This is a genomic window from Variovorax sp. GW823-FHT04F07, assembly GCF_058795995.1.
Genome location: NZ_JBXAIG010000002.1, coordinates 281,276 through 303,949, shown reverse-complemented (window position 1 = coordinate 303,949; position 22,674 = coordinate 281,276). Strand labels below are relative to the sequence as shown.

At 69.4% G+C, this 22,674-nt stretch carries 22 protein-coding genes; 11 read left to right on the top strand and 11 right to left on the bottom strand.

Annotated elements, in window-relative coordinates; genetic code table 11:
• Positions 1-2: 2 nt before the first annotated feature.
• The 6 genes from AC1RAA_RS10445 to AC1RAA_RS10420 form a co-directional block, all read right to left on the bottom strand.
• Entirely contained in the window at positions 3-2,978 is a 2,976-nt protein-coding gene (locus AC1RAA_RS10445) for a formate dehydrogenase subunit alpha (protein ID WP_492729611.1), read from the bottom strand.
• 9 nt (positions 2,979-2,987) lie between these two features.
• Complete coding sequence (locus AC1RAA_RS10440) at positions 2,988-3,212, bottom strand: formate dehydrogenase (protein WP_492729613.1); 225 nt, start codon at positions 3,210-3,212, stop codon at positions 2,988-2,990.
• A 119-nt stretch (positions 3,213-3,331) separates the two neighbouring features.
• Complete coding sequence (locus tag AC1RAA_RS10435; RefSeq protein WP_492729615.1) at positions 3,332-3,949, bottom strand: TorD/DmsD family molecular chaperone; 618 nt, start codon at positions 3,947-3,949, stop codon at positions 3,332-3,334.
• The gene (locus tag AC1RAA_RS10430) at positions 3,946-6,024 is read right to left on the bottom strand and encodes a 4Fe-4S dicluster domain-containing protein (RefSeq protein ID WP_492729840.1); all 2,079 of its coding nucleotides are present in this window, start codon (positions 6,022-6,024) and stop codon (positions 3,946-3,948) included. Before AC1RAA_RS10430 ends, AC1RAA_RS10435 begins: the two co-directional genes overlap by 4 nt.
• Positions 5,984-6,607 (bottom strand): DUF3306 domain-containing protein, encoded by a 624-nt coding sequence (locus AC1RAA_RS10425; protein ID WP_492729617.1) that lies wholly within the window; start codon positions 6,605-6,607, stop codon positions 5,984-5,986. Before AC1RAA_RS10425 ends, AC1RAA_RS10430 begins: the two co-directional genes overlap by 41 nt.
• Entirely contained in the window at positions 6,600-7,190 is a 591-nt protein-coding gene (locus AC1RAA_RS10420; RefSeq protein WP_159277698.1) for a DUF3305 domain-containing protein, read from the bottom strand. Before AC1RAA_RS10420 ends, AC1RAA_RS10425 begins: the two co-directional genes overlap by 8 nt.
• 82 nt (positions 7,191-7,272) lie before the next feature.
• Between AC1RAA_RS10420 and AC1RAA_RS10415 the strand changes: the two genes are divergently transcribed.
• Positions 7,273-8,184, top strand: coding sequence for a formate dehydrogenase accessory sulfurtransferase FdhD (locus AC1RAA_RS10415; protein ID WP_492729619.1), 912 nt, complete (start codon positions 7,273-7,275; stop codon positions 8,182-8,184).
• A 13-nt stretch (positions 8,185-8,197) separates the two neighbouring features.
• Here the strand turns inward: AC1RAA_RS10415 and AC1RAA_RS10410 are convergent, their stop codons facing one another.
• Both AC1RAA_RS10410 and AC1RAA_RS10405 read right to left on the bottom strand, forming a co-directional pair.
• Positions 8,198-9,220: an alpha/beta fold hydrolase gene (locus AC1RAA_RS10410; protein WP_492729621.1), complete on the bottom strand. Its 1,023-nt coding sequence runs from the start codon at positions 9,218-9,220 to the stop codon at positions 8,198-8,200.
• Between the two features lie 368 nt (positions 9,221-9,588).
• Positions 9,589-10,329, bottom strand: coding sequence for a response regulator (locus tag AC1RAA_RS10405; protein ID WP_062470956.1), 741 nt, complete (start codon positions 10,327-10,329; stop codon positions 9,589-9,591).
• A 193-nt stretch (positions 10,330-10,522) separates the two neighbouring features.
• Here AC1RAA_RS10405 and AC1RAA_RS10400 point away from each other — a divergent pair, with 193 nt between their 5' ends.
• The 3 genes from AC1RAA_RS10400 to AC1RAA_RS10390 are packed head-to-tail and all read left to right on the top strand — an operon-like array spanning position 10,523 to position 14,152.
• Positions 10,523-10,942: an organic hydroperoxide resistance protein gene (locus AC1RAA_RS10400; protein WP_492729623.1), complete on the top strand. Its 420-nt coding sequence runs from the start codon at positions 10,523-10,525 to the stop codon at positions 10,940-10,942.
• 51 nt (positions 10,943-10,993) lie between these two features.
• Positions 10,994-12,358: an ATP-binding protein gene (locus tag AC1RAA_RS10395; RefSeq protein WP_492729625.1), complete on the top strand. Its 1,365-nt coding sequence runs from the start codon at positions 10,994-10,996 to the stop codon at positions 12,356-12,358.
• Between the two features lie 27 nt (positions 12,359-12,385).
• A complete protein-coding gene (locus AC1RAA_RS10390; protein ID WP_492729627.1) occupies positions 12,386-14,152 on the top strand; it encodes a cytochrome c biogenesis protein DipZ in 1,767 nt (588 codons plus the stop codon).
• Between the two features lie 12 nt (positions 14,153-14,164).
• On the opposite strand, the gene AC1RAA_RS10385 is transcribed toward AC1RAA_RS10390, so the two are convergent.
• Genes AC1RAA_RS10385 through AC1RAA_RS10375 form a run of 3 tightly spaced genes read right to left on the bottom strand, consistent with a single transcriptional unit; the run spans position 14,165 to position 14,845 of the window.
• On the bottom strand, positions 14,165-14,416 hold the full coding sequence (locus tag AC1RAA_RS10385) for a general secretion pathway protein GspL (RefSeq protein WP_095744491.1): 252 nt from the start codon (positions 14,414-14,416) through the stop codon (positions 14,165-14,167).
• Positions 14,417-14,428: 12 nt separating this feature from the next.
• A complete protein-coding gene (locus AC1RAA_RS10380) occupies positions 14,429-14,674 on the bottom strand; it encodes a hypothetical protein (protein WP_062479607.1) in 246 nt (81 codons plus the stop codon).
• Positions 14,675-14,683: 9 nt separating this feature from the next.
• Complete coding sequence (locus tag AC1RAA_RS10375; protein ID WP_390345397.1) at positions 14,684-14,845, bottom strand: hypothetical protein; 162 nt, start codon at positions 14,843-14,845, stop codon at positions 14,684-14,686.
• A gap of 204 nt (positions 14,846-15,049) precedes the next feature.
• On the opposite strand from AC1RAA_RS10375, the gene AC1RAA_RS10370 reads away from it, so the two are divergent.
• The 7 genes from AC1RAA_RS10370 (at position 15,050) to AC1RAA_RS10340 (ending at position 22,663) form a co-directional block, all read left to right on the top strand.
• Positions 15,050-16,000, top strand: a complete 951-nt coding sequence (locus tag AC1RAA_RS10370) for a LysR family transcriptional regulator (RefSeq protein ID WP_062479604.1) — start codon at positions 15,050-15,052, stop codon at positions 15,998-16,000.
• Between the two features lie 158 nt (positions 16,001-16,158).
• Positions 16,159-16,668 (top strand): cupin domain-containing protein, encoded by a 510-nt coding sequence (locus AC1RAA_RS10365; protein ID WP_492729629.1) that lies wholly within the window; start codon positions 16,159-16,161, stop codon positions 16,666-16,668.
• 23 nt (positions 16,669-16,691) lie between these two features.
• The gene (locus AC1RAA_RS10360) at positions 16,692-17,699 is read left to right on the top strand and encodes a hydroxyquinol 1,2-dioxygenase (RefSeq protein WP_070059783.1); all 1,008 of its coding nucleotides are present in this window, start codon (positions 16,692-16,694) and stop codon (positions 17,697-17,699) included.
• Positions 17,700-17,794: 95 nt separating this feature from the next.
• Complete coding sequence (locus AC1RAA_RS10355; RefSeq protein ID WP_095747526.1) at positions 17,795-19,258, top strand: aldehyde dehydrogenase family protein; 1,464 nt, start codon at positions 17,795-17,797, stop codon at positions 19,256-19,258.
• 38 nt (positions 19,259-19,296) lie between these two features.
• Positions 19,297-20,271, top strand: coding sequence for a tripartite tricarboxylate transporter substrate binding protein (locus AC1RAA_RS10350; protein WP_492729631.1), 975 nt, complete (start codon positions 19,297-19,299; stop codon positions 20,269-20,271).
• Between the two features lie 21 nt (positions 20,272-20,292).
• A complete protein-coding gene (locus AC1RAA_RS10345; RefSeq protein ID WP_492729633.1) occupies positions 20,293-21,360 on the top strand; it encodes a maleylacetate reductase in 1,068 nt (355 codons plus the stop codon).
• 49 nt (positions 21,361-21,409) lie between these two features.
• Entirely contained in the window at positions 21,410-22,663 is a 1,254-nt protein-coding gene (locus tag AC1RAA_RS10340; RefSeq protein ID WP_492729635.1) for an ABC transporter substrate-binding protein, read from the top strand.
• The last annotated feature ends 11 nt before the right edge of the window (positions 22,664-22,674 follow it).

The following is a 22,674-nucleotide window of genomic DNA, read 5'->3' as shown; positions in this document are numbered from 1 at the left end:
CCTTATGCTTTCTCGATGTTGCAGACCGTGGTCTTGGTCTCTTGCATCATGGTGACGCTGTCGTAGCCGTAGGTGGTGGCGGTGTTGATGGCCTCGCCGCGCACGATGGGCGCCGCGCCCTTCGGGTAGTAGGCCAGCAGGTCTTCGCCCTGCCAGCGGCCCGAGAAGTGGAAGGGCATGAACACCGTGTCGGGCCCCACGCGCTCGGTCACCAGGGCCTGCACGTTGAGCTTGGCGCCCGTGGGCGTGTGCACCCAGGCGCGCTCGCCGTTGCGGATGTTCTTCTCGGCCGCCACCTTCGGGTTGATCTCGATGAACATCTCCTGCTGCAGCTCGGCCAGCCAGGGGTTGGAGCGGGTTTCCTCGCCGCCGCCCTCGTACTCCACGAGCCGACCCGAGGTCATGATGTAGGGGAACTTCTCGGCGATCTTGTCGGCGATGTTCTTCTGCTGCACCGTCTTGTAGAGCGTGGGCATGCGCCAGAAGGCCATCTTGTCGTCGTGCGTCGGGTACTTGGCGACGAGGTCGGGGCGCGTGCCGTAGATCGGCTCGCGGTGCTGCGGGATCGCGTCGGGAAAGTTCCACACCACCGCGCGCGCCTTCGCGTTGCCGAAGGGGTGGCAGCCGTGGTTCTTCATGAACACGCGGATCATGCCGCCCGAGCTGTCGGTCTTCCAGTTCTTGCCTTCGGCCTTGGGCTTCTCGGCCTCGGTGAGTTCGTCCCACCAGCCCAGCTTCTTGAGCAGCAGGTGGTCGAGCTCGGGGTAGCCGGTGGTGATGTCGGCGCCCAGCGAGTGGGAGCCGTCCTCGGCCAGCAGGTTCTTGCCGTTGCGCTCCACGCCGAAGTTCGCGCGGAAGTTGCCGCCGCCGTCCATCACGTGCTTGGACGGGTCGTACAGGTTCGGCGAGCCGGGGTGCTTGAGCTCGGGCGTGCCGTAGCAGGGCCAGGGCAGGCCGAAGTAGTCGCCCGAGATGTCGTAGCCGTTGACCTTGTCCTTGACCGCCCCCTTGGCCCGCAGCGTGCGCACGTCGAAGGCGGCCATGTTGCGCATGTGCGCCTGCAGCCGCTCGGGGCTCTGGCCCGAGTAGCCGACGGCCCAGCAGCACTTGTTGATCTCGCGCAGGATGTCGTCGGGCACGGGCTCGTCCATGCCCTTGACCTTCTGCATCTTGTAGTTCTTGCTGAGCTCCTTGCCGAAGCCCAGGCGGTCGGCGAACTGCTGCATGATCATGTGGTCGGTGCGGCTTTCCCACAGCGGCTCGATGACCTTCTCGCGCCACTGGATCGAGCGGTTCGACGCCGTCACCGAGCCGCTGGTCTCGAACTGCGTGCACGCGGGCAGCAGGTACACCGCGCGGTTCGCGTTGGCGTCCTCGGGCCGGCCCGGCATCGCGGCCATGGCGGCCGTGGCCGAGGGGTACGGGTCGACCACGACCAGCAGGTCGAGCTTGTCCATGGCCCGCTTCATCTCGAGGCCGCGCGTCTGCGAGTTGGGCGCATGGCCCCAGTAGAAGACGCCGCGCAGGTTCGAGTCCTGGTCGATGAGCTCGTTCTTCTCGAGCACGCCGTCGATCCAGCGCGACACCGTGATGCCGGGCTTGCTCATCATCGCGGGCGAGGCGAAGCGGCCCTTGATCCATTCGAAGTCCACGCCCCAGGTGGCGGCGAAGTGCTTCCACGAGCCTTCGACCAGGCCGTAGTAGCCCGGCAGCGAATCGGGGTTGGGGCCGACGTCGGTCGCGCCCTGCACGTTGTCGTGGCCGCGGAAGATGTTGGTGCCGCCGCCCGAGGTGCCCACGTTGCCCAGCGCCAGCTGCAGGATGCACGAGGCCCGCACGATGGCGTTGCCGATGCTGTGCTGCGTCTGGCCCATGCACCACACCACGGTGCCGGGGCGGTGCTCGTGCAGCATGGTCGCGACCTTCAGCACCTGCGCCTCGTTCACGCCGCAGGCTTCCTCGACCTTGTCGGGCGTCCACTTGCTCATGACTTCCGCGCGCACTTCTTCCATGCCGTAGACGCGGTCGTTGAGGTAGCGCTTGTCTTCCCAGCCGTTCTTGAAGATGTGGTGCAGGATGCCGAACAGGAACGCGATGTCCGAGCCCGAGCGGATGCGCACGTACTCGTGGGCCTTGGCCGCCGTGCGCGTGAAGCGCGGGTCGACCACGATCATCTTGCAGCCGTTTTCCTTGGCATGCAGCATGTGCAGCATGCTCACGGGGTGCGCCTCGGCCGCGTTCGAGCCGATGTACATCGCGATCTTCGCGTTGCGCATGTCGTTGTACGAATTGGTCATGGCGCCGTAGCCCCATGTGTTCGCCACGCCCGCGACCGTGGTCGAGTGGCAGATGCGCGCCTGGTGGTCGCAGTTGTTGCTGCCGAAGAAGCTCACGAACTTGCGCAGCAGGTAGGCCTGCTCGTTGCTGTGCTTGCTCGAGCCGATCCAGTAGATCGCGTCGGGGCCGCTGGCCTTGGTGAGTTCCTTCAGCTTGGCGGTGATCTCGTCGAGCGCGGTGTCCCAGCTGATGCGCTCGTACTTGCCGTTCACGAGCTTCATCGGATAGCGCAGGCGGTACTCGCCGTGGCCGTGCTCGCGCAGCGCCGCGCCCTTGGCGCAGTGGGCGCCCAGGTTGATGGGCGAGTCGAACACCGGCTCCTGGCGCACCCACACGCCGTTTTCGACCACCGCGTCGGACGCGCAGCCGACCGAGCAGTGCGAGCACACGGTGCGCTTCACCTCGATCTTGCCGGCGCCGATGGCCGTGGGCCGGCCGTCGGCGGCCTTGGCCTTCTGGATCAGCGTGAGCTGGCTGGCCGCCAGGCCCACGCCGACGCCCAGGCCGGAGCGCCGCAGGAAGGCGCGCCGGTCCATGGTCGGCAGGGCGTTCGCGAGGCCGCGCCGCAAACTGTGAACGAAGGGCGACGCATCGGAGGTCCGCGGGCTCGCGGTGCCTGGGGATTTTCTGGTCAGAAGCACGGGGTCTCCTCAGGCTGACGTGGTGGCGTAGTAACGCTTGACGTGTTCGCTCAGGGAATAGCCGCCGCCGTTTTCGGGCGGGGGCGGCAGGGAAGGCGTGGCGGCGACGGGCGTTTCGGTCGCCACCTTCGGCAGCGCGGTGACGGCCACCGCAGCGGCGCCGGCGGTGGCGGCACCGATGAAGAATCCGCGGCGGGAGGCCGGCTTGATGCCGGTGTTTTGGCTGTCCTGCATATTGACTCCAGGAGTGGCTGGGCGCGACGAGAGAGGGGAAACCCGGTCGGCCTTGTGGATACTAGACCAGCAACAAGGTGTGAGCAACCTGAATACCCCTCGCATTCGTTCACACCTTCTCAGTCCAGCATGTCGAAGGCCTGCGCCTCGACGTCGCCGAACGCGCGCGTGAAGGCGGCGAGCGCCGCATAGAACCGCGCCTTCGGATGCTGCAACACAGCATCGCACAAGGCGGGCAGCCACGGCTGGACGTGTCTGGAGAACATCGCCTGCTGCTGCGTGAGGTTGGCCACCGCCACGTCCTCGCCGGCGATCAGGTAGCGCATGACCTCGAACAGGCAGGCGATGTGGTCCTCGGTTTCGTAGGTGGTCTCGGTGCGCGCCAGGCCCAGCTTGTCGAGGTCGTGGCGCAGCTGCACGAGCGGCTTGTCGTTGAGAAAGCCGCTCAGGTAGTGCGAACCGAACAGGAAGACCTCGGGCTTGCCGATGCCGCCGAAGAGCGCGTCGTATTCCTCGTGCGCGGCGGCGGCGCTGGTGTCGCGCGCGATGCCGACCAGCTGGCGCCACGGTTCTTCCAGGAAGGCGCCCGCGGCCGGCGCCTCGGTGGGCGCGACCTGGAAGGCTTCCAGCAGTTCGGCATCGGGCGCGGCGTACCACAGCCGCGCGAGCAGGCCGTAGAGCTCGGCCCGGGCCACCTCCTCGTCGAGCGCGGACGTGGCGGGAAAGGTCTGGCTCATAGCGGGGCGATCTTCACTTCGTTGGTGGCGCTGTACAGGTCGATGACGCGGCAGTCGCTGCACATCTTGAGGCGCTCCAGCGCCTCGCCCTGGAACATGGCGTGCCCGGCCAGCTTGCCGAGCATGGCCTCGATGGCCTTTTGCGTGCCGAAGGGCTTGCTGCAGCGGATGCAGGCCCAGGGCTTGGCCTCGTTCAGCAGCACCTGCTGCTTGCGCTTGGGCGCGGCCAGCAGGCGCGGCACGAGCGAGACGGCGTCCTCGGGGCAGGTGGTTTCGCACAGGCCGCATTGCACGCAGTTCTTCTCGATGAAGCGCAGCTGCGGCGCGCTCTGGCTGTCCAGCAGCGCGCCCGACGGGCAGGCGCTGACGCAGGCCAGGCACAGCGTGCACTTGTCCTTGTCGACCGCGACGGCGCCCAGCGGCGAGCCGGCCGGCAGCGCGAACGCCAGCGGGGCCTCGGCGGGCGCCTGCAGAGCCGGGGCCGCACCCATCAGATGGTCCAGCGCCATCTCGAGCCGGTCGCGCTTGTCGGCGCCGACGGCGAAGCGCGCCGCCGTGGCCGGCACGCGCTGCGTGGTCGTGCGCAGGCCGGCCAGCGCGGCGTCCAGCGCGGCGGGCGAGTCGGCCTCGATCACGTGGAAGTGCGTGCCGGTGTAGCCCAGGCCGAGCAGCAGCGCCTGCGCGACGTCCCGCTGCTGCTTGAGCGCCGCGAGGTACTGCGGCGCCTCTTCGCCGGTGCACAGCACCGCGACCTGCGAGGCGCCGAAGGCGACGGCGCTCAGCCACAGGTCGATGCCGGTGCTGGCCGCATGAAAGAGGTCGACCGGCATCACGCGCGCCGGCACGCCCTGGGCCTTGCCGAGTTGCGCCTGCCGCCCGAGCTGTTCGAGCAGCGCCTGGCCGCCTTCCTGGCTGTGCAGCAGCAGCGCCGCATCGCGCCCGCCCGCCGAGGCATAGGTGCTGAGCAGCTTGCGCAGCTTGAGCCCCTGGTCGGGCGCGCGCGGGTAGGTGTAGCCCAGCGCACCCGTCGGGCACACCGTGGTGCAGGCGCCGCAGCCGACGCACAGGTTCGGGTTGACCACGATGCGCTGGCGCTGCGGGTCGCTGCTCACGGCGTGGGCCGAGCACACCTCGACGCAGGCGTTGCAGCCGACCACCTCGTTGCGGCTGTGGGCGCACAGCTTCTGCTTGTAGTCGAAGAATTTGGGCTTCTCGAATTCGCCCACCAGCTCGCGCAGGCGCAGCAGCGTCTGCAGGCCCTCGGCCTGCGCGACGCCGCCGGGCAGGTGGAAGTAGCCCTGCGGCGGCGCGTGCCAGTCGATCTGCGGCGCGGCGCCAAGGTCGAGCACGAGGTCGAAGGCCGCGTCGAGCGCCTGCGGCTCGCGGCTGAAATTGATGGCGCCGGCCACGCTGCAGGCGCGCTCGCAGTCGCGGTGCGAGGTGCAGCGCGCGTTGTCGATCTGGTAGTCCAGCCCGATGGCCTGCTCGGGGCAGGCGACCACGCAGGCGTTGCAGCGGGTGCACAGGTCGAGGTCGATCGCGTTGTCGCGCGTCCAGCGCAGCGTGAAGGCGCCGAGCCAGCCGGTGAGCGAATCGATGCGCCCGGCGATCACCGGCCAGCGGCGCGCCTGTGCGCCACCGTCTGCACCGGGGCCCTGCGCGAGCAGGGTGACGTCGAGCGTGTCACCGACCAGCGCCGCGGCGCGCTCGGCCGCGTCGAGCGCGCCGATGATCAGCAGCCGGCCCTGGCTGGTGTAGCTCACGGTCGAGACAGGGTCGGGCTCGGGCAGGCTGGCGGCGGCCAGCAGCGCGGCGATCTTCGGCATCGCGCTCTTGGCGTCGCGGCTCCAGCCACCCGTCTCGCGGATGTTGATGAAGCGGATCGGCGAGGTGGCGTTGGGCGTCTGCGTGGCGAGTTCGCCGAACAGCCGTTTTTCCTGGGTGCAGGCCACCACGACGTCGTCGCCGGACTGGATGGCGCGCTGGAAGGAGGTCGCCTCGCGGCGGCACAGCGACGAATGCAGCGGGAGGGTTTCAGCCAGTGCCGCGCCGAGCGTCTTCGGCTCGAGCGGCATCGTCTGGTTGCAGTCGCAAATCAGCGTGGTGGTCATCGGTTTCTTGGCTGGCGGGTTGCATCGCGGCAACCGGCGGGCTGGGAAGCGTTTCGGAACCCTGGGACTGTGCCACGTCCGCCGTTTCGGCGTCGTCGGGGGTTTCCGGGGGAATGTCTTCGGGGGCTTCGTCGAAGAGCTTGAGGAACTTGGCGCTGGCCATCTGGCGCAGCACGCTCTCGGGCACGGGGGTGGACTGGGAGTAGTCGTCGACGTAGGTGTCCAGGCCGTCCATCACATTGAAATGCGGATCGGCAAAAAGCTTGCGGAAGGCCGCGTTCTTGACCTCGGGCGCGACCTCCTTTGTGAGGAAGGGCTTGAAGTCGGAGCCGATGTCGAGCGCGTCCACGTCCGCGAGCGTCAGCGGCGGCGCGGTGTCCTGCTCGCCTTCGGCGGCGGGGGGCTCGGCGAGCGCGGCGGGGGGTGGCACTGGCGCCGGCACCGCAACGGGTTCCACGGCCGGCAGGGTCTTTTCTTCCACGGCGGCCTCGGCCGCGCGCACTTCCTGCTTGCGGCGCGACCAGCGTCCCAGGAAACCTTCAGACATCGCCCGCACCCCGTCCGCGCTTTTTCTCGGTCGTCACGCTCGCGGCGTTGCCGAAGCGGTCGACCAGCGAGCGGAAGCTCTCGGGCCGGCGGCGGCGCTTGGGCTCCACCACGTAGTGTTCGTCGACGAAGGCGCGCACCCAGTCGACCACCTCCGCGGGCGCCGGCACCTGTTCCACGGTTTCCTGCGCATCGAGCCAGCGGCCGGCCTCGTAGTAGCTGAGCGTGACCACGACCGGGCGCGGAATGGGCAGCGGCGCGAGCGTGGGCTCTTCATCCATGCGCCACAGCACGAACCAGCACGGCGTCGGCGTGATCGCGTTGAGGTGGTAGCCCTCGGCCTCGTCGCGGTACAGCTCGACCTTGAAGCCGGGGTGCAGCCAGTGCTGCTCGCCGTCGTCGTCGCGCAGTAGGCGCGGCTCGGTGCCGAAGCCGGGCTCGTCGGGCAGCACGCTGTCGAGCGTCCAGCGCCAGGGCTGCCAGTGGCTCGAGGGGCCGTGCAGGCGCTCGCGGCGCATGACCACCGCGACGTCGAGCGTCGGGCGGCCCGTGGGCGCGGTCGCGGGAGTGTCCGAAGAAGGCATGAACGAACCATAGCCGATGGCGCGCCCGTCTGCGAGCAGTACCCCTTCGCGCTCCGCTCGCAGCGGTGGCGTAGGATTCCGCATGGCCCCACGTGAAGACGACGCAGAAGACGAGACACCGCTGGCTTTCGATGCGGTCCCGCTGCCCCGGCGCGCCGGCGCGCCGCGCCTGAACCCGGCGCGCGGCCCGCTGCTGCGCCGCATCGAGATCGTCGACCAGCACGGCGAGCGCCGCGACATCGACATCCCGGCGGAGCGGCCGTTAACCGTCTTCGTCGACAAGCGCGAACTCGTGACGCTGATGACCCTGGGCGCCGCGCCCGAGCTGCTGGTGCTGGGCTATCTGCTCAACCAGGACCTGGTGCGGCGCGCCGACGAGGTCGAGAGCATCGATGTCGACTGGAGCGTGGAGGCGGCCGCCGTGAAGACCCACCGCGGCATCGCGAACCTCGCCGAAAAAACCGCGCACCGGGTCGTGACCACGGGCTGCGGACAAGGCACCGTCTTCGGCGACGCCATGGCGCAGATCGGCGCCGTGCGGCTGCCGGCGGCGCAGTCGGCGCGCATCGCGCAGGGCACGCTGGCGCGCATCCTCGAACAGATGAAATCGCGCAACAGCGTGCACCGGCATGCCGGGTCGGTGCACGGGTGCGCGCTGTTTTGCGGCACCGAGATGCTGGTGTTCGCGGAAGACGTCGGCCGGCACAACGCCATCGACACCATCGCCGGCTGGATGGCGGTGCACGGCATCGACGGCGGCGACAAGGTCTTCTACACCACGGGCCGCCTGACGAGCGAGATGGTGATGAAGTCGGCCCACATGGGCGTGCCGATCGTCGTCTCGCGCAACGGCGTCACCGCGATGGGGCACGAGCTGGCCACCCAGCTCGGCATGACCTTGTTCGGCCGCGCGGCCAACCGCCACTTCCTGTGCTACTGCGGGTTCGAGCGCTTCGACGCCGAGCCGCTGGCGCAGGCGCTCGTCGCCGACTGAGGGTTCGCGCGGCTTATCCGCGCGCCACGTCGATCACCGCCTTCGCGAACGCCTCGGGCGCCTCCTGCGGCAGGTTGTGGCCGATGCCGCCGCTGACCAGCCGGTGCTCGTAGCGGCCCGAGAACTTCTTCGCATAAGCGCTGGGTTCCGGGTGCGGTGCGCCGTTGGCGTCGCCTTCGAGCGTGATGGTCGGCACGCCGATCACCGGCGCCTGGGCGAGCCGGTTCTCCAGCGCCTGGTACTTCGCTTCGCCCTCGGCCAGTCCGAGGCGCCAGCGGTAGTTGTGCACCGTGATCGCCACGTGGTCGGGGTTCTCGAAGGCCACGGCGCTGCGCTCGAAGGTGGCGGCGTCGAAGTTCCACTTCGGCGAGGCGAGCTGCCAGATGAGTCTGGCGAAGTCGTGGCGGTTCTTCTCGTAGCCCGCGCGGCCGCGCTCGGTCGCGAAGTAGTACTGGTACCACCACTGCAGCTCGGCCTGCGGCGGCAGCGGCGCCTTGCCGGCCTCCTGGCTGCCGATGAGGTAGCCGCTGACCGACACCAGCGCCTTCACGCGCTCGGGCCACAGCGCGGCCATGATGCACGCGGTGCGCGCGCCCCAGTCGCAGCCGGCCACGGTGGCGACGGGGATCTTCAGCGCGTCCATCAGCGCAATGATGTCGACGGCCACCGCCGACTGCTGCCCGTTGCGCGGCGTGTCGGTCGACAGGAAGCGGGTGGTGCCGTAGCCGCGCAGGTACGGCACGATCACGCGAAAGCCCGCGGCGGCCAGCTGCGGCGCGACGTCGACGAACATGTGGATGTCGTAGGGCCAGCCGTGCAGAAGGATCACCGGCGCGCCGTCGGCCGGGCCTGCTTCGTGGTAGCCGATGCGCAGGCTGCCGGCGTCGATGCTCCTGAGGGGTTCGAGGCGACGGGCGCCGCCTGTGCTGACGGATTGGGCGAAGGCGGGAACGATCGACGTGAGCTGCGTGGCGGCGAGGCCGAGTGCGGCCTTGCCGAGGAACGCGCGGCGTGGCAGCGAGGGGGAGGCGGTCATGGAAATCTCCTGGGATTCGAGGGGGGACGGCGCGATTGTTCGGGGGGAAACCCACCTGTTGATCGGCTTGTGTATGCCTCTGTATCCGCGCCGCTTCCGGCCACACTAAATTTCAATCGCAGGCGCGCGAAGGCACCTCGACGAAACGTGGTGTGTCGATGTCGGGCCGGGATACACAGGCATACGCAATGCCCGTTGCACGGTGAGAAGGCGGCCAACAATCCGCCCGTCATCCACTCATCGCCCGAAGGAAATCCCCATGACGTGCCCTCGCGGATTCAAGAAGCTCTGGTTCGCGCTGCTGTTCTTCGCGGGCGGGCTGGCGCACGAGGTGCGCCACCCGACCCAGTGCCAGAGCGTGGCGTCGGTCAGTCTCTCGCTTCGACCGCCGAAGCGAGCACGTAGCCTTCGCTGCGCACGGTCTTGATGTAGCGCGGCTCGCGCGCGTCGTCGCGCAGGCGCTGGCGCAGCCGGCTCACGAGCAGGTCGATGGAGCGCTCGAAGAGCTCGGCCTCGCGCCCCTGCGTCAGGCTCAGCAGCTGGTCGCGGCTGAGCACCTTCTGCGGGTGGTCCAGGAACACGCGCAGCAGCCGGTACTCGGCGCCGCTGAGCGCCACCATCACGCCGGCGTCGTCGATCAGGTGGCGCGCCACCGTGTCGACCTGCCATTCGCCGAACCCCAGCTTCTGCGAGGGTTCGACGGTGCCCATGTTGGGCGGCAGCATGCGCGTGCGCCGCATCACGGCGCGGATGCGCGCCAGCAGTTCGCGCGCGGAAAAGGGCTTGGCCAGGTAGTCGTCGGCGCCCATCTCCAGGCCCAGGATGCGGTCGGCTTCCTCGCTGCGCGCGGTCAGCATGAGGATGGGCGTGGCCTTGTACTTGCCGGTGCGCAGGTCGCGGCACAGCGTGAGTCCGTCTTCGCCGGGCAGCATCAGGTCCAGGATGATCAGGTCGAAGGGCCCCGACGCCTCGAGCGCGGCGCGCATGTGGCGCCCCGTGGGCACCGCGACCACGCGCAGGCCGTTCTTCACCAGGTAGGTGGTGAGCAGTTCGCGGATGTCCCGGTCGTCGTCGACGATGAGGATGTGGTCGGAGGTCTTGGGCGTCATGGCAGGGTGGGCAGGGGCGGCACGGCGCCGCAGCCGCAATGTAGCGTTCCGGCGGCGCGCCGGGGGTGGCCGTGGAAACGTAGTGTGTGGATGTGCGGGCCAGATACACAGGCATACAGAAGGCGATCCGGCAAGGGGTGGGCGGCCCAACAATCCGTGCGTTTTCCAACCACCCTGCATTCAAGGAACCTTCATGACCCGCATCGACAAAGTCCTCTACACCGGCAAGACCCACACCTCCTCGGGAGGCCGCGACGGCGAGGCGCGCAGCTCCGACGGCCGCCTGGACATCAAGCTCTCGTCGCCCGGCAGCGCCGGCACCGGCACCAACCCCGAGCAGCTGTTCGCGGCCGGCTGGTCGGCCTGCTTCATCGGCGCGATGGGCAAGGCGGCCGGCAAGATGAAGCTCGCGCTGCCGCCCGACCTGGCCGTCGATGCCGAGGTCGACCTGGGCACCGCGGGCGGCGAATACTTTTTGCAGGCGCGCCTGAACGTGAGCCTGCCGGGCCTGGACCGCGAGGTGGCGCAGGCCCTCACCGAGGCCGCGCACCAGACCTGCCCCTATTCCAAGGCGACCCGAGGCAACATCGACGTTGCCATCCACCTGGTGTGAGCCCGCTGCGCCGATGACGCATCGCCACGCCGCCTGACGAAGAAGCTGTCCATGTCCACTTCCGCGAATCCCGTTGCGAATCCGACCGGCACGGCGCCGCGCTGGCGCCGGCTGCTGCCCGGCTCGCTGTTCTCCCGCGTGACGCTGATCATCGTGGTGGGCCTGGCGATCGCGCAGCTGCTCACCTTCGCGGCGATCCGCTACGAGCGGAACATGGCGCTTCGCGAGCTGATGATGATCGGCATCGAGCGCGACATCGCGAGCTCGGTCGCCATCCTCGACCGGCTCCCCGCGGCGGAGCGCGCCGGCTGGCTCGACCGGCTGGAACGGCGCAACTACCGCTTCGTGCTGGGCGGCAACGCGCAGGGTGGCACGCCCCGCTCGGAGGCTTCGCAGCAGTTTGCCGCGGCCATCGTCGACGCGATGCGCCCGTTCCCGGTCGTCAAGGTCGGCGAGGTGGCCTGGCCGCCCGAGGGCCTGCAGATCGAGGTGCGGCTGGGCGACGGGTCGTCCGTGGTCGTGCACGCCATGCGCGTGGGCATGCCGGTGTCGGGCTGGGTGATGTGGCTGCTGGCGGGCCAGCTGCTGGTGCTGGCCGTGTGCGCCTGGGTCGCGGTGCGGCTGGTGACGCGGCCGCTCGCGCAGCTGTCCGCGGCGGCCGACCAGCTCGGGCCCGACCTGAAGGGCCGCACGCTGGTGGAAGAGGGCCCGACCGAAGTGGCGCATGCGGCGCGCGCCTTCAACGCCATGCAGCAGCGCATCGCGGGCTACATGGCGGAGCGCGTCGAGATCCTGGCGGCCATCTCGCACGACCTGCAGACGCCCATCACGCGGATGCGCCTGCGCACCGACCTGATGGACGACACGCACGACCGCGAGAAATTCCGCCAGGACCTGGACGCCATGAACGCGCTGGTGCGCGAGGGCGTGACCTATGCGCGCACGCTGCACGGCGCCACCGAGCCGCCGCTGCGCATCGACGCCGATGCGCTGTTCGAAAGCATGGTGGCCGACTACGAAGACGTGGGCCAGCAGGTGCGGCTCGACGGCCGGGCCGGTGCGCCGATCGTGAGCCGCCCCAATGCGCTGCGCCGCATCCTGATGAACCTGATCGACAACGCGCTGAAGTTCGGCTCCGACGTGACGCTGCGCGTGCAGGCCGAAAGCGAGGGTGGCCGCCTCGTGGTGAGCGTGCTCGACAACGGCCCGGGCATTCCCCCCGACGAGCTCGACGCGGTGCTCAAGCCTTTCTACCGCGTCGAAAGCTCGCGCAACCGCAGCACCGGCGGCACCGGCCTGGGCCTGGCCATCGCACACCAGCTGGCCATGGCGATGGGCGCCGAGCTCACGCTGCACAACCGACCCGAAGGCGGGCTGGAGGCGCGGCTGGCGTTGGTCACCGCGCCCGCTCGCTGAACCCGTCCCCCCATCTTTCACATCCCCATGCTCATCCTCTTCATCGCCTACCTGGGCGGGGTGCTCACGATCCTGAGCCCCTGCATCCTGCCGGTGCTGCCCTTCGTGTTCGCGCGCGCCGACCGGCCCTTCCGCTCGCACGGCCTGCCGATGCTCGTGGGCATGGCGCTGGCCTTCGCCGTGGTCGCCACGCTGGCCGCGGTGGGCGGCGGCTGGATCGTCACGCTCAACGAATACGGGCGCTACGCGGCCATGGCCTTGCTCGCGCTGTTCGGTGCGACGCTGCTGTTCCCGCGCGTGGCCGAGCGCCTGAGCCGGCCGCTGGTGGCGCTGGGCCTGCGCATTTCCGATGAGCGGCAGGCCTCCGTGTTCTCGCCGCTGTGGCTGGGCGTGGGCACAGGCCTGCTCTGGGCGCCGTGCGCGGGGCCGATCCTCGGGCTGATCCTGACGGGCGCGGCGCTCAATGGCGCCAGCGTCGGCACCTCGCTGCTGCTGCTCGCCTATGCGGCTGGCGCGTGCACCTCGCTCGCGGTGGCGCTGCTGTCCGGCGGCCGGCTGCTGTCGGCGCTGAAGCGCACGCTGCCGACCGGCGACGGCGTGCGGCGCCTCGCCGGTGCTGCGGTGCTGACGGGCGTGGGCGCCATTGCGCTGGGGCTGGACACCGGCTGGCTCGCGCGCCTGTCGCTGGGCACCACGTCGACGCTGGAGCAGGCGCTGGTGGACACGCTGCGCAAAGACGCGCCGCAGGCACAGCGCGCAGACGCCGGCTTCGTGCGCGTCGCGGACACCCGCCCGGCGTCGGTGCCCGCGCGCGACCTCCGTGTCGAAGGCCGCCTGCCTTCGCTGGCGGGCGCGACCGAGTGGATCAACTCGGCGCCGCTCACGCCCGAGGCCTTGCGCGGCAAGGTGGTGCTGGTCGACTTCTGGACCTACTCGTGCATCAACTGCCTGCGCACGCTGCCCTACGTGCGCGCGTGGGCCGACAAGTACAGGGACGCGGGCCTGGTCGTCCTGGGTGTGCATGCGCCGGAGTTCGCGTTCGAGAAGAACCCGGCCAACGTGCGCAAGGCCGTGAAAGACCTGGGCATCGGGTTCCCGGTGGCGCTGGACAACGATTTTTCGATCTGGCGCGGCTTCGACAACCAGGCCTGGCCGGCGTTCTATTTCGTCGATGCACAGGGGCGCATCCGTCATCACCAGTTCGGCGAGAACCGCTACGACAAGGCCGAGCAGGTGATCCAGCAGCTGCTGGCCGAGGCCGGGCAGGCGAACAGCATCAATGCCGGGCTGGTGGCGCCGCAGGGGCAGGGCACCCAGGCCGCGCCCGGCGCCGAGCCGGCTCAGTCCGGCGAAACCTACCTGGGCCATGCGCGTGCGCACGGCTTTGCGTCGCCCGGCGGCATCGCGCGCGACCGTGCGAAGGCCTACGAGCCCGTGGTTTCTTCACTGCGCACCAACCAGTGGTCATTGGGCGGCGACTGGACGGTGGAGGGCGAGCGTGCCGTGCTGAACCAGGCCAATGGCCGCATCGCCTACCGCTTCAAGGCGCGCGACCTGCACCTCGTGCTCGGGCCGATGGCCGACGGCAAGCCGGTGCGTTTCACGGTGCGGGTCGACGGCCAGCCGCCGCTGGCGGACCACGGCGCCGACACCGATGCCCAGGGCCACGGCGTGGTCGATGCGCAGAAGCTGTACCAGCTGGTGCGACAGTCGGCGGGCAGCGGCAGGGAACGGCTGTTCGAGATCGAGTTTCTCGACGCCGGCGCGCAGGCCTACGCGTTCACCTTCGGGTGAGCGGCGCGCCGGTCAGGGCGTGAGGCCCGCCGCGTTGACGGCCCGGCAGGTGTCGACCTCCTGGCGCGTGGGCAGCACGAAGCAGCGGGCGTCGGCCTCGCGGGCGACGGCTTCGCGCAGCTGGCGTTCCTGCGCGGTTTCCACCTGCAGCTCGACCAGCCACTTCATGAGCAGCGCCATCACGATGAGCAGCACCACGGAGGCTGCCAGCAGGGTCGTGCGCCAGCTGTGGACGCGGAAGACCGAAGCGTTCGAAGTACTCATCGCGTGCGGCCCTCAGCTCGACAGCTGCGGAAAGATCCAGATGCTCATGCCGAGCACCACGCCCGCGCCCAGCGACATGGCCGCCGCGGTCGCGAACAGGCAGGCCACGAGCAGGCTCGGCACGACCACCGACATGCTCAGGAACGCGATGGCGACGAGCACATAGGCCAGCACGGGCAGCAGGGCGATGTAGGCCGGCCGCGCGGTGCCGGTCGGCAGTTCGTCGGGCGTCATGTCACGCAGGAACGGGTTCAGCATGGCGGGCGATCAGCAGTTGCCCTTCTTGGCCTGGCCCGGCGGGCAGAAGTTGCCGCCCTTGTGCGCCGGCGCGGGCTCCGCGCGCGGCGGTGGCGCGTGGTGGTGCGCGCAGGCGCTCATGAGAACGGATGCCGCCAGCGCGAGCATCACGGTGATCGTGGATTTGGTCATGGGAACTCCCTGCTTCGATTTCTTGTGCACCCGGGGTGCTTCGGGGCAGGACAATAGTTGCCGTATTAACAATCTCACAGGGAAATGCTCACATTTGTGGGCGAATTGAGAAGGGCGCGGTCAATCTCCGAGCGGGATTGCGCAGTACTTCACACCCGTGCGGCCGACCGGCCGCCGCCGCGCAACCGCTACATTGCATTCCCCATGGACCGCCTCGAGAACATAGAGACCTTCGTGCGGGTCGCACAGACCCAGAGCTTTGCCGAGGCCGCGCGCCAGCTGCGGGTGTCGAAATCGGTGGTGACCAGCCGCGTGAAGCAGCTCGAGGACCACGTCGGCGCGCCGCTGTTCCACCGCAGCACGCGCGTGGTCCGGCTCAGCGACGTGGGGCAGGCCTTCCTGCGCGACTGCGTCGAGCTGGTCGGACGGGCCAACGACATCATGGACCAGATGCGCGACGCCAAGGACGGACCCACCGGCACGCTGCGCGTGCATGCGCTCACCGGTTTCGTGCTGGGGCATTTCGCCACGCTGCTGCGCGCCTTCCAGGTGAGCTTTCCGGACATCCACCTGGAGCTCATCGTGAGCGACGCGGTGGTCGACCCGGTGAAGGCGGGCGTCGATTGCGCGCTGCAGATCTTTCCGGCGGCATCGACCGAGCTGGTGTCGCGCCCGCTGTTCCCGGTGCGCCGCGTGTTCTGCGCCACGCCCGAGTACCTGCGTGCGCACGGCCGGCCCGCGAGCCCGCGTGAGCTGCACAAGCACACGCTCGGCCTGTACTCGGGCTACCCCACGCGCGACCGCTGGACCTTCCATCACGCGGGCGAGCAGGTCACGCTGTACATGAGCGCCGCGCTGCTCACCAACAGCGTCCACCTGCTGCGCGAGTACGCCATGGAGCACGCCGGCATCGTCTGTCTGCCGACGCTGGTGGCCGGCGAGGCGATCCTGCGCGGCGACCTGGAGGTGGTGCTGCCGGCGCACCAGCTGTCGTCGTTCTCGCTCAGCGCGGTGTACGCGGGCACCTCGCGCAATGCCTTCAAGCTGCGCCTGTTCATCGAGCACCTGACCCAGGCGTTCTCGAAGGTGCCGCCGTGGGACGCCGCCATGATCGAGCGCGGCCTGCTGCCGCCGGGCCTGATCTGGGACGCCTGACGCGAGCGCGGTCCGTTCCGGGGTAAACCCTGTGCATTGAACGGATTTGCCGAACAATGCGGCCCGCGTTTCGGGCCTACCGCTCGCGCCCCCCGTTTCCTACAGTGCAGACATCGCAGCCACCACGCTGCACCGTCCGGCACCTCAGGAGACAACCCATGACCGTCGCATACCAGACCCGCTTCGGGTCCCTCAAGCACTTCGAGAAAGGCCACGTCGAGCCCATCGACGACGACGTGCGCCACTACGCGTTCTCCAACTGCTTCGAGATCGCCAGCATCAGCCAGCCCTACGAGAAGGTCGTGTTCGGCCAGAACCAGATCTACGTGCTGGAAACGCTGCGCGCCGAAGGCACCTCGCCCTGGTTCACCTGCGCCCACGACGAGTTCGCGCTGGTGATGGACGGCGAGGTCGAAGTGCACCTCGTGCAGCTCGATGCGGCCCAGACCGTGGCCGACACCGAGAAGAACGGCGCCGTGCGCGTGAAGGGCGAGCCGCAGGGCAAGAAGATGGGCTGGATGAAGCTCTCGCGCGGCCACCAGGGCCTGCTGCCGAAGAACACCGCCTATCAGTTCAGGGTCGCTGGCGACCCGGGCGTGATCGTTCTGCAGACCTGCAAGGGCGATCTGTCGGTCGAGAAGTGGGCCGACATCTGCCAGACGCACTGAACCCGCCATCCAGGAGCCACACCATGAACGCACCCGCAGAACTCGCCAAGGTCATCGCATCGCAGCCCGATGCCACGCTCGGCTACAAGGATTTTTCGCTCGGCAGCTTCGGCTTCCGTCGCGACGAGTACTTTGCCCACATCACTTGGAAGACCCGTGACGGCCGACCCATGAGCCACACCATGGACGCTGGCAACTACCTGCGTGCGCTGATGCGCGACGTGGCCTGGGGCTTCTTCTACGGCTGGGTCAACTTCGACAACGTGTTCGGCACCATCAACCACTACGACTCGGTCGACCTGTACGCCGGCAGCTTCAACGGCACCATGAAGGACGCGGGCATCGACCTGCTCGAGAACTTTCCCACGGCGCAGATCCGCGCCACCTTCGAGGCCATGCTCGACGACTGGACCAACGAGGCCTTCGACCCCTTCGCCGCGCCGCAGGAAACCGGCTCGCCCTACGGCCGCAAGAGCGGCAACAACACGGCCAAGATCACCCGGGCGCGCGAGCTGGCCAAGCGCTGCGTGGGCCTGAAGGGCGACCTCGACCTGCGCAGCGACGCGCGCGGCGCGCCGGTCAACCGCGCCTTCGCCGACGTGCCGCAGGGCCAGCCCGAGCTGCACCCCGAGCCGGGCTTCGAGAACGAGGTGCACGCCTTCAACCTCTTCGGCTTTCTGAGCCGCTCGCAGGTCACGTGGAACCCGAGCTTCACCTCGGTGGTGAAGCACAGCTACATGTGCCCGACGACCGAGGAGCACATCCTGCCGATCATCCACGGCAACGACCGCGTCGAGTGGTTCTTCCAGATGACCGACGAGATCCACTGGGACTGCGGCGACAAGAACACCGGCAAGCCCATGGCCCGCGTGATCATGAAGGCCGGCGACATGGCCGCCATGCCCGCCTACTGCCGCCACCAGGGCTTCAGCCCCAAGCGCTCGATGCTGCTGGTGTGGGAGAACGGCTCGCCCAGCCTGGTCTACGAGATCCAGAAGGGCGAGTCGCCCGAGATCCCGGTCGAGTTCTGACCGGCCGGCGCGCCGCCGCTTCTTTCTTCCCGCCATTCATCCATCCAGCCCTCCCCGCGCGGGGAGGGCGAGGAGAACCCATGCCTGCTCTTTCCATCCGCCACCAGCTTTTCATCGACGGCCGTTTCGTCGACGCCGAATCCGGCGAGACGCTCGCCACGCTGAACCCGCACGACAACACGCCCATCGCCCAGGTCGCGCTGGCCGGCAAGGCCGACGTCGACAAGGCCGTGGCCGCCGCGAAGCGCGCGTTCCCGAAGTGGAGCCGCATGGCCGCCGCCGACCGGGGGCGCATCCTGCTGAAGCTGGCCGACCTCATCGAGGCCAACGGCGAAGAACTCGCGCGGCTCGAATCGCTGGACACCGGCCACCCGATCCGCGACTCGCGCCGGCTCGACGTGCCGCGCACCGCCGCGTGTTTCCGCTACTTCGGCGGCATGGCCGACAAGTTCCAGGGCGAGACCATTCCGGTGGAAGAGGGCTTTCTCAACTACACGCTGCGCGAGCCCGTGGGCATCGTCGGCCAGGTGGTGCCGTGGAACTTCCCGCTCATGTTCACGAGCTGGAAGATGGCGCCCGCGCTGGCGGCCGGCAACTGCATCGTGATGAAGCCGGCCGAGATCACGCCGCTCACCTCGCTGCGCATCGCCGAGCTGATGGCCGAGGCCGGCGTGCCGCCCGGCGTGGTCAACATGCTGCCGGGCCTGGGCAGCGTGGCGGGCCAGTACATCGCCGAGCACCCCGAGATCGCCAAGATCGCCTTCACCGGCAGCACCGCCACCGGCCGGCGCATCGTGCAGGCCAGCGCGGGCAACCTGAAGAAGGTGCAGCTCGAGCTCGGCGGCAAGGGCCCCAACATCGTGTTCGAGGATGCCAACCTGCAGGCTGCCGTGAACGGCAGCGCCTGGGCCATCTTCCACAACCAGGGCCAGGCCTGCATCGCGGGCTCGCGGCTGATGCTGCACGAGAAGATCGCCGACGCCTTCCTCGAGCAGTTCATTCCGCTGGCCCAATCCATCCGCCTGGGCAACCCGCTCGACGAGGCCACCGAGATGGGCCCGCTCACCAGCGCCCAGCACCGCGACCGCGTGCTGAGCTATGTCGAGGTGGCGCAGGCGCAGGGCGGCGAGGTGCTGGCGGGCGGCGGCGCGCCCGGCGGCGACCTGGCGCAGGGCTGCTATGTGCAGCCGACCGTGGTGCGCGCCCGTTCGTACCAGGACCGCGTGGCGCAGGAAGAAGTCTTCGGCCCCTTCGTCACCGTGCTCACCTTCAAGAGCGACGAAGAGGCGATGCAGATCGCCAACGGCACCGACTACGGCCTGGGCAGCGGCCTGTGGACCAGCAACCTGCAGCGCGCCCACAAGGTGGCACGCGACCTGCACGCCGGCATGGTCTGGATCAACAGCTACAAGCGCGTGAACCCCGGCTCGCCCTTCGGCGGCGTGGGCCAGAGCGGCTACGGCCGCGAGATGGGCTTCGATGCGATGCGCGAGTACACGCAGGTCAAGAGTGTGTGGGTCAACGTCGACGCGCAGATTCCGCCGCACTTCGTGCGCTGACGTCTTCCTTTTTCTTCCCAACCCGACGGACGCACACAATGTCTTTCTCGATCCTTTCCCGGGCCCTGGTCGCCTGCACGCTGCTGTGGGGCATGGCCGCGCAGGCCCAGGCGCCGGCCTGGCCGACCAAGCCGGTGCGGCTGGTCGTCGGCTTTCCGCCGGGCGGCATCGTCGACACCGTCGCGCGCCAGTTGCAGCCGCGCCTGCAGGCCGCGCTCGGCCAGACCGTGATCGTGGACAACCGCAGCGGCGCCGGCGGGACGCTGGCAGGCGCCGAGGTGGCCCGCGCGGCGCCCGACGGCCACACGCTGCTGATGGTGTTCGACAGCTACGCGACCTACCCGCTGGTCTATCCGAAGTTGAGCTTCGACATCGCCAAAGACCTGCAGCCCGTGACGCAGGTGGCGAGCAACCCGCTGGTGCTGGTGGTCAACCCGAAGGTCGAGGCCAAGGACTTCGTGCGCTTCGTCGGCCTGCTCAAGGCGCAGCCGGGGCGCCTGAACTACGCCAGCGTCGGGCCGGGCTCGAGCAACCACCTCACGGCCGAGTACTTCAAGGCCGTGAGCGGCACCTTCGTCACGCACATCCCTTATCGCGGCGGCGGTCCGGCCCAGCAGGACCTGCTGGGCGGGCAGGTCGAGATGATGTTCCTCTCGGCCGTGCTGGCCCAGCCGCATGTCAACGCGGGCCGGTTGCGTGCCCTGGCCCAGACCGGCGCGCAGCGCGTCGCCGCCTATGCCGAGGTGCCGACCGTGGCCGAGAGCGGCTACCCCGGCTTCGAGGTGAACTCCTGGGTCGGCCTGCTGGCCCCGGCCGGCACGCCCCGCGCGGTGGTCGACCGGCTGCAGGCCGAGGTGCGAAAGATCGTGACGGAGCCCGCGTTCCAGCAGCGGCTGCGCGAACAGGGCCTGACCGGCATCGCCAACACGCCCGAGCAGTTCGCCGCCGTGCTGCGCACCGAGCAGGACAAGTGGGCCCGGCTGGTGCGCGAGCGCCGCCTGAGCCTCGAATAGCCAGACAGAAAGGAGCGCGCCATGCACGACTTCATCCACACCACCCATCCGCAGCGCGTGGTGTTCGGCGCCGGTTCGCTGCGCCACCTGGCGCGCGAGATCGATGCGCTGGGCGCGAAAAAAGCACTGGTGCTGTGCACGCCCGAACAGCGCCCGCAGGCCGAGCGCGTGGCGGCGTCGCTGGGCGCGCAGGCGGCCGGCCTGTTCGACCGCGCCGTGATGCACGTGCCCGTGGAAACGGCGCGCGAGGCCCGCGACCTGGCGCGCCGGCTCGGTGCCGACTGTGCCGTGGCGCTGGGCGGCGGCTCCACCACGGGGCTGGGCAAGGCCATCGCGCTGGAATCCGGGTTGCCGATCGTCGCCATCCCCACCACCTACGCGGGCAGCGAGATGACGCCGATCTACGGCCTCACCGAGAACGGCCTGAAGAAGACCGGCAAGGACCCGCGCGTGCTGCCGCGCACCGTGATCTACGACCCCGAGCTGTCGCGCACGCTGCCGGTGGGCCTGAGCGTGACCAGCGGCATCAACGCGATCGCGCACGCGGCCGAAGGCCTGTACGCGCAGGACAGCAACCCGGTGATGGACCTGATGGCCGAAGAAGGCATCGCCGCGCTCGCCCGAGCACTGCCCGCCATCCGCGTGCAGCCCGACGACCTGGCCGCGCGCTCCGATGCGCTGTACGGCGCCTGGCTCTGCGGCGGCGTGCTCGGCGCGGTGGGCATGGCCCTGCACCACAAGCTGTGCCACACGCTGGGCGGCAGCTTCAACCTGCCGCACGCCGAGGTGCACACGGTGGTGCTGCCGCATGCGCTCGCGTTCAACGCGCAGGCCGCGCCGCGTGCCATGGCGCGCATCGCGCGCGCGCTCGGCGGCGTGTCGGCGCCGGCGGCGGTGTTTGCGCTGGCGCGCGACAACGGCGCGCCGGTGGCGCTGAAGGACATCGGCATGCGCGCCGCCGACCTCGACCGCGCGGCCGACATCGCCGTTGCCAACCCGTACTGGAACCCGCGGCCCTTCAGCCCGGCCGAGCGCGACGCGATCCGCGCGCTGCTGCAACGCGCCTTCGACGGCGAGCCGCCGGGCTAGGCCACGGCGCGGGCATCGAAGACACACACGAACAACGAAGGAGACAGCCATGACATTCAACCGCAGACAGTTCACGCAGGCCGCCGCCGCGCTCGCCGCCACGGGCGCCGCGCCGCTGGCGTTCGCCGCCGACACGCTCAAGATCGGCTACGTGTCGCCGCAGACCGGGCCGCTCGCGCCCTTCGGCGAGGCCGACAAGTGGGTGATCGAGCAGATGAAGGCCGCCTTCAAGGACGGCATCAGCGTGGGCGGCAAGAAGTACGCCGTGCAGATCGTGCTCAAGGACAGCCAGTCGAACCCCAACCGCGCGGGCGAGGTGGCCAACGACCTGATCCTGAAGGACAAGGTCGCGCTGGTGCTCACGGCCGGCACGCCCGAGACCGCCAACCCGGTGAGCGATGCCTGCGAGCTCAACGAGGTGCCCTGCATCTCCAGCGTGGTGCCGTGGCAGCCCTGGTTCTTCGGCCGCAAGGGCGACCCGGCCAAGGGCTTCAACTGGACCTACCACCTGTTCTGGGGGCTCGAAGACGTCATCGCCACCTTCACCAACGGCTGGAAGACCGTGGCCACCAACAAGAAGGTCGGCGGCCTGTTCCCCAACGACGGCGACGGCAATGCCTGGGGCGACAAGGAGCTGGGCTTTCCCAAGCCGCTCGCGCAGATGGGCTTCACGCTCACCGACCCCGGCCGCTTCCAGAACGGCACGCAGGATTTCAGCGCGCAGATCGCGGCCTTCAAGCGCGACAACGTCGAGATCGTCACCGGCGTGGTGATCCCGCCCGACGCCAAGACCTTCCTCACGCAGGCGCGCCAGCAGGGCTTCAAGCCCAAGGTGATCACGCTCGGCAAGGCGCTGCTGTTCCCCGGGGCCATCGAGGCGCTGGGCGAGCTGGGCGAGGGTCTCTCGACCGAGGTGTGGTGGAGCCCGTCGCACCCCTTCAGCTCCAGCCTCACGCAGCAAAGCGCCAGGGCGCTGGCCGAGGCCTACGAGGCCGGCACGAAGAAGCAGTGGACGCAGCCCATCGGCTTCGCGCATGCGCTGTTCGAGGTGGCGGCGAACGCGCTGTCGCGATCGAAGTCGCTCAAGGCCGGCGACGTGCGCGACGCCGTGGCCGCGACCTCGATCAACTCCGTGGTCGGCCCCGTGAAGTGGGGCGGGCAGGGCCCGTTCAAGAACGTCAGCAAGACACCGCTGGTGCTCGGCCAGTGGGGCAAGGGCAAGCAGCGCAAGGTGGAGCTGACGCTGGTGAACAACGAGGCCGCGAAGGCGATCCCGACCGGCGGCGCGCTGCGCCTGCTCTGAGTGACGGCTGC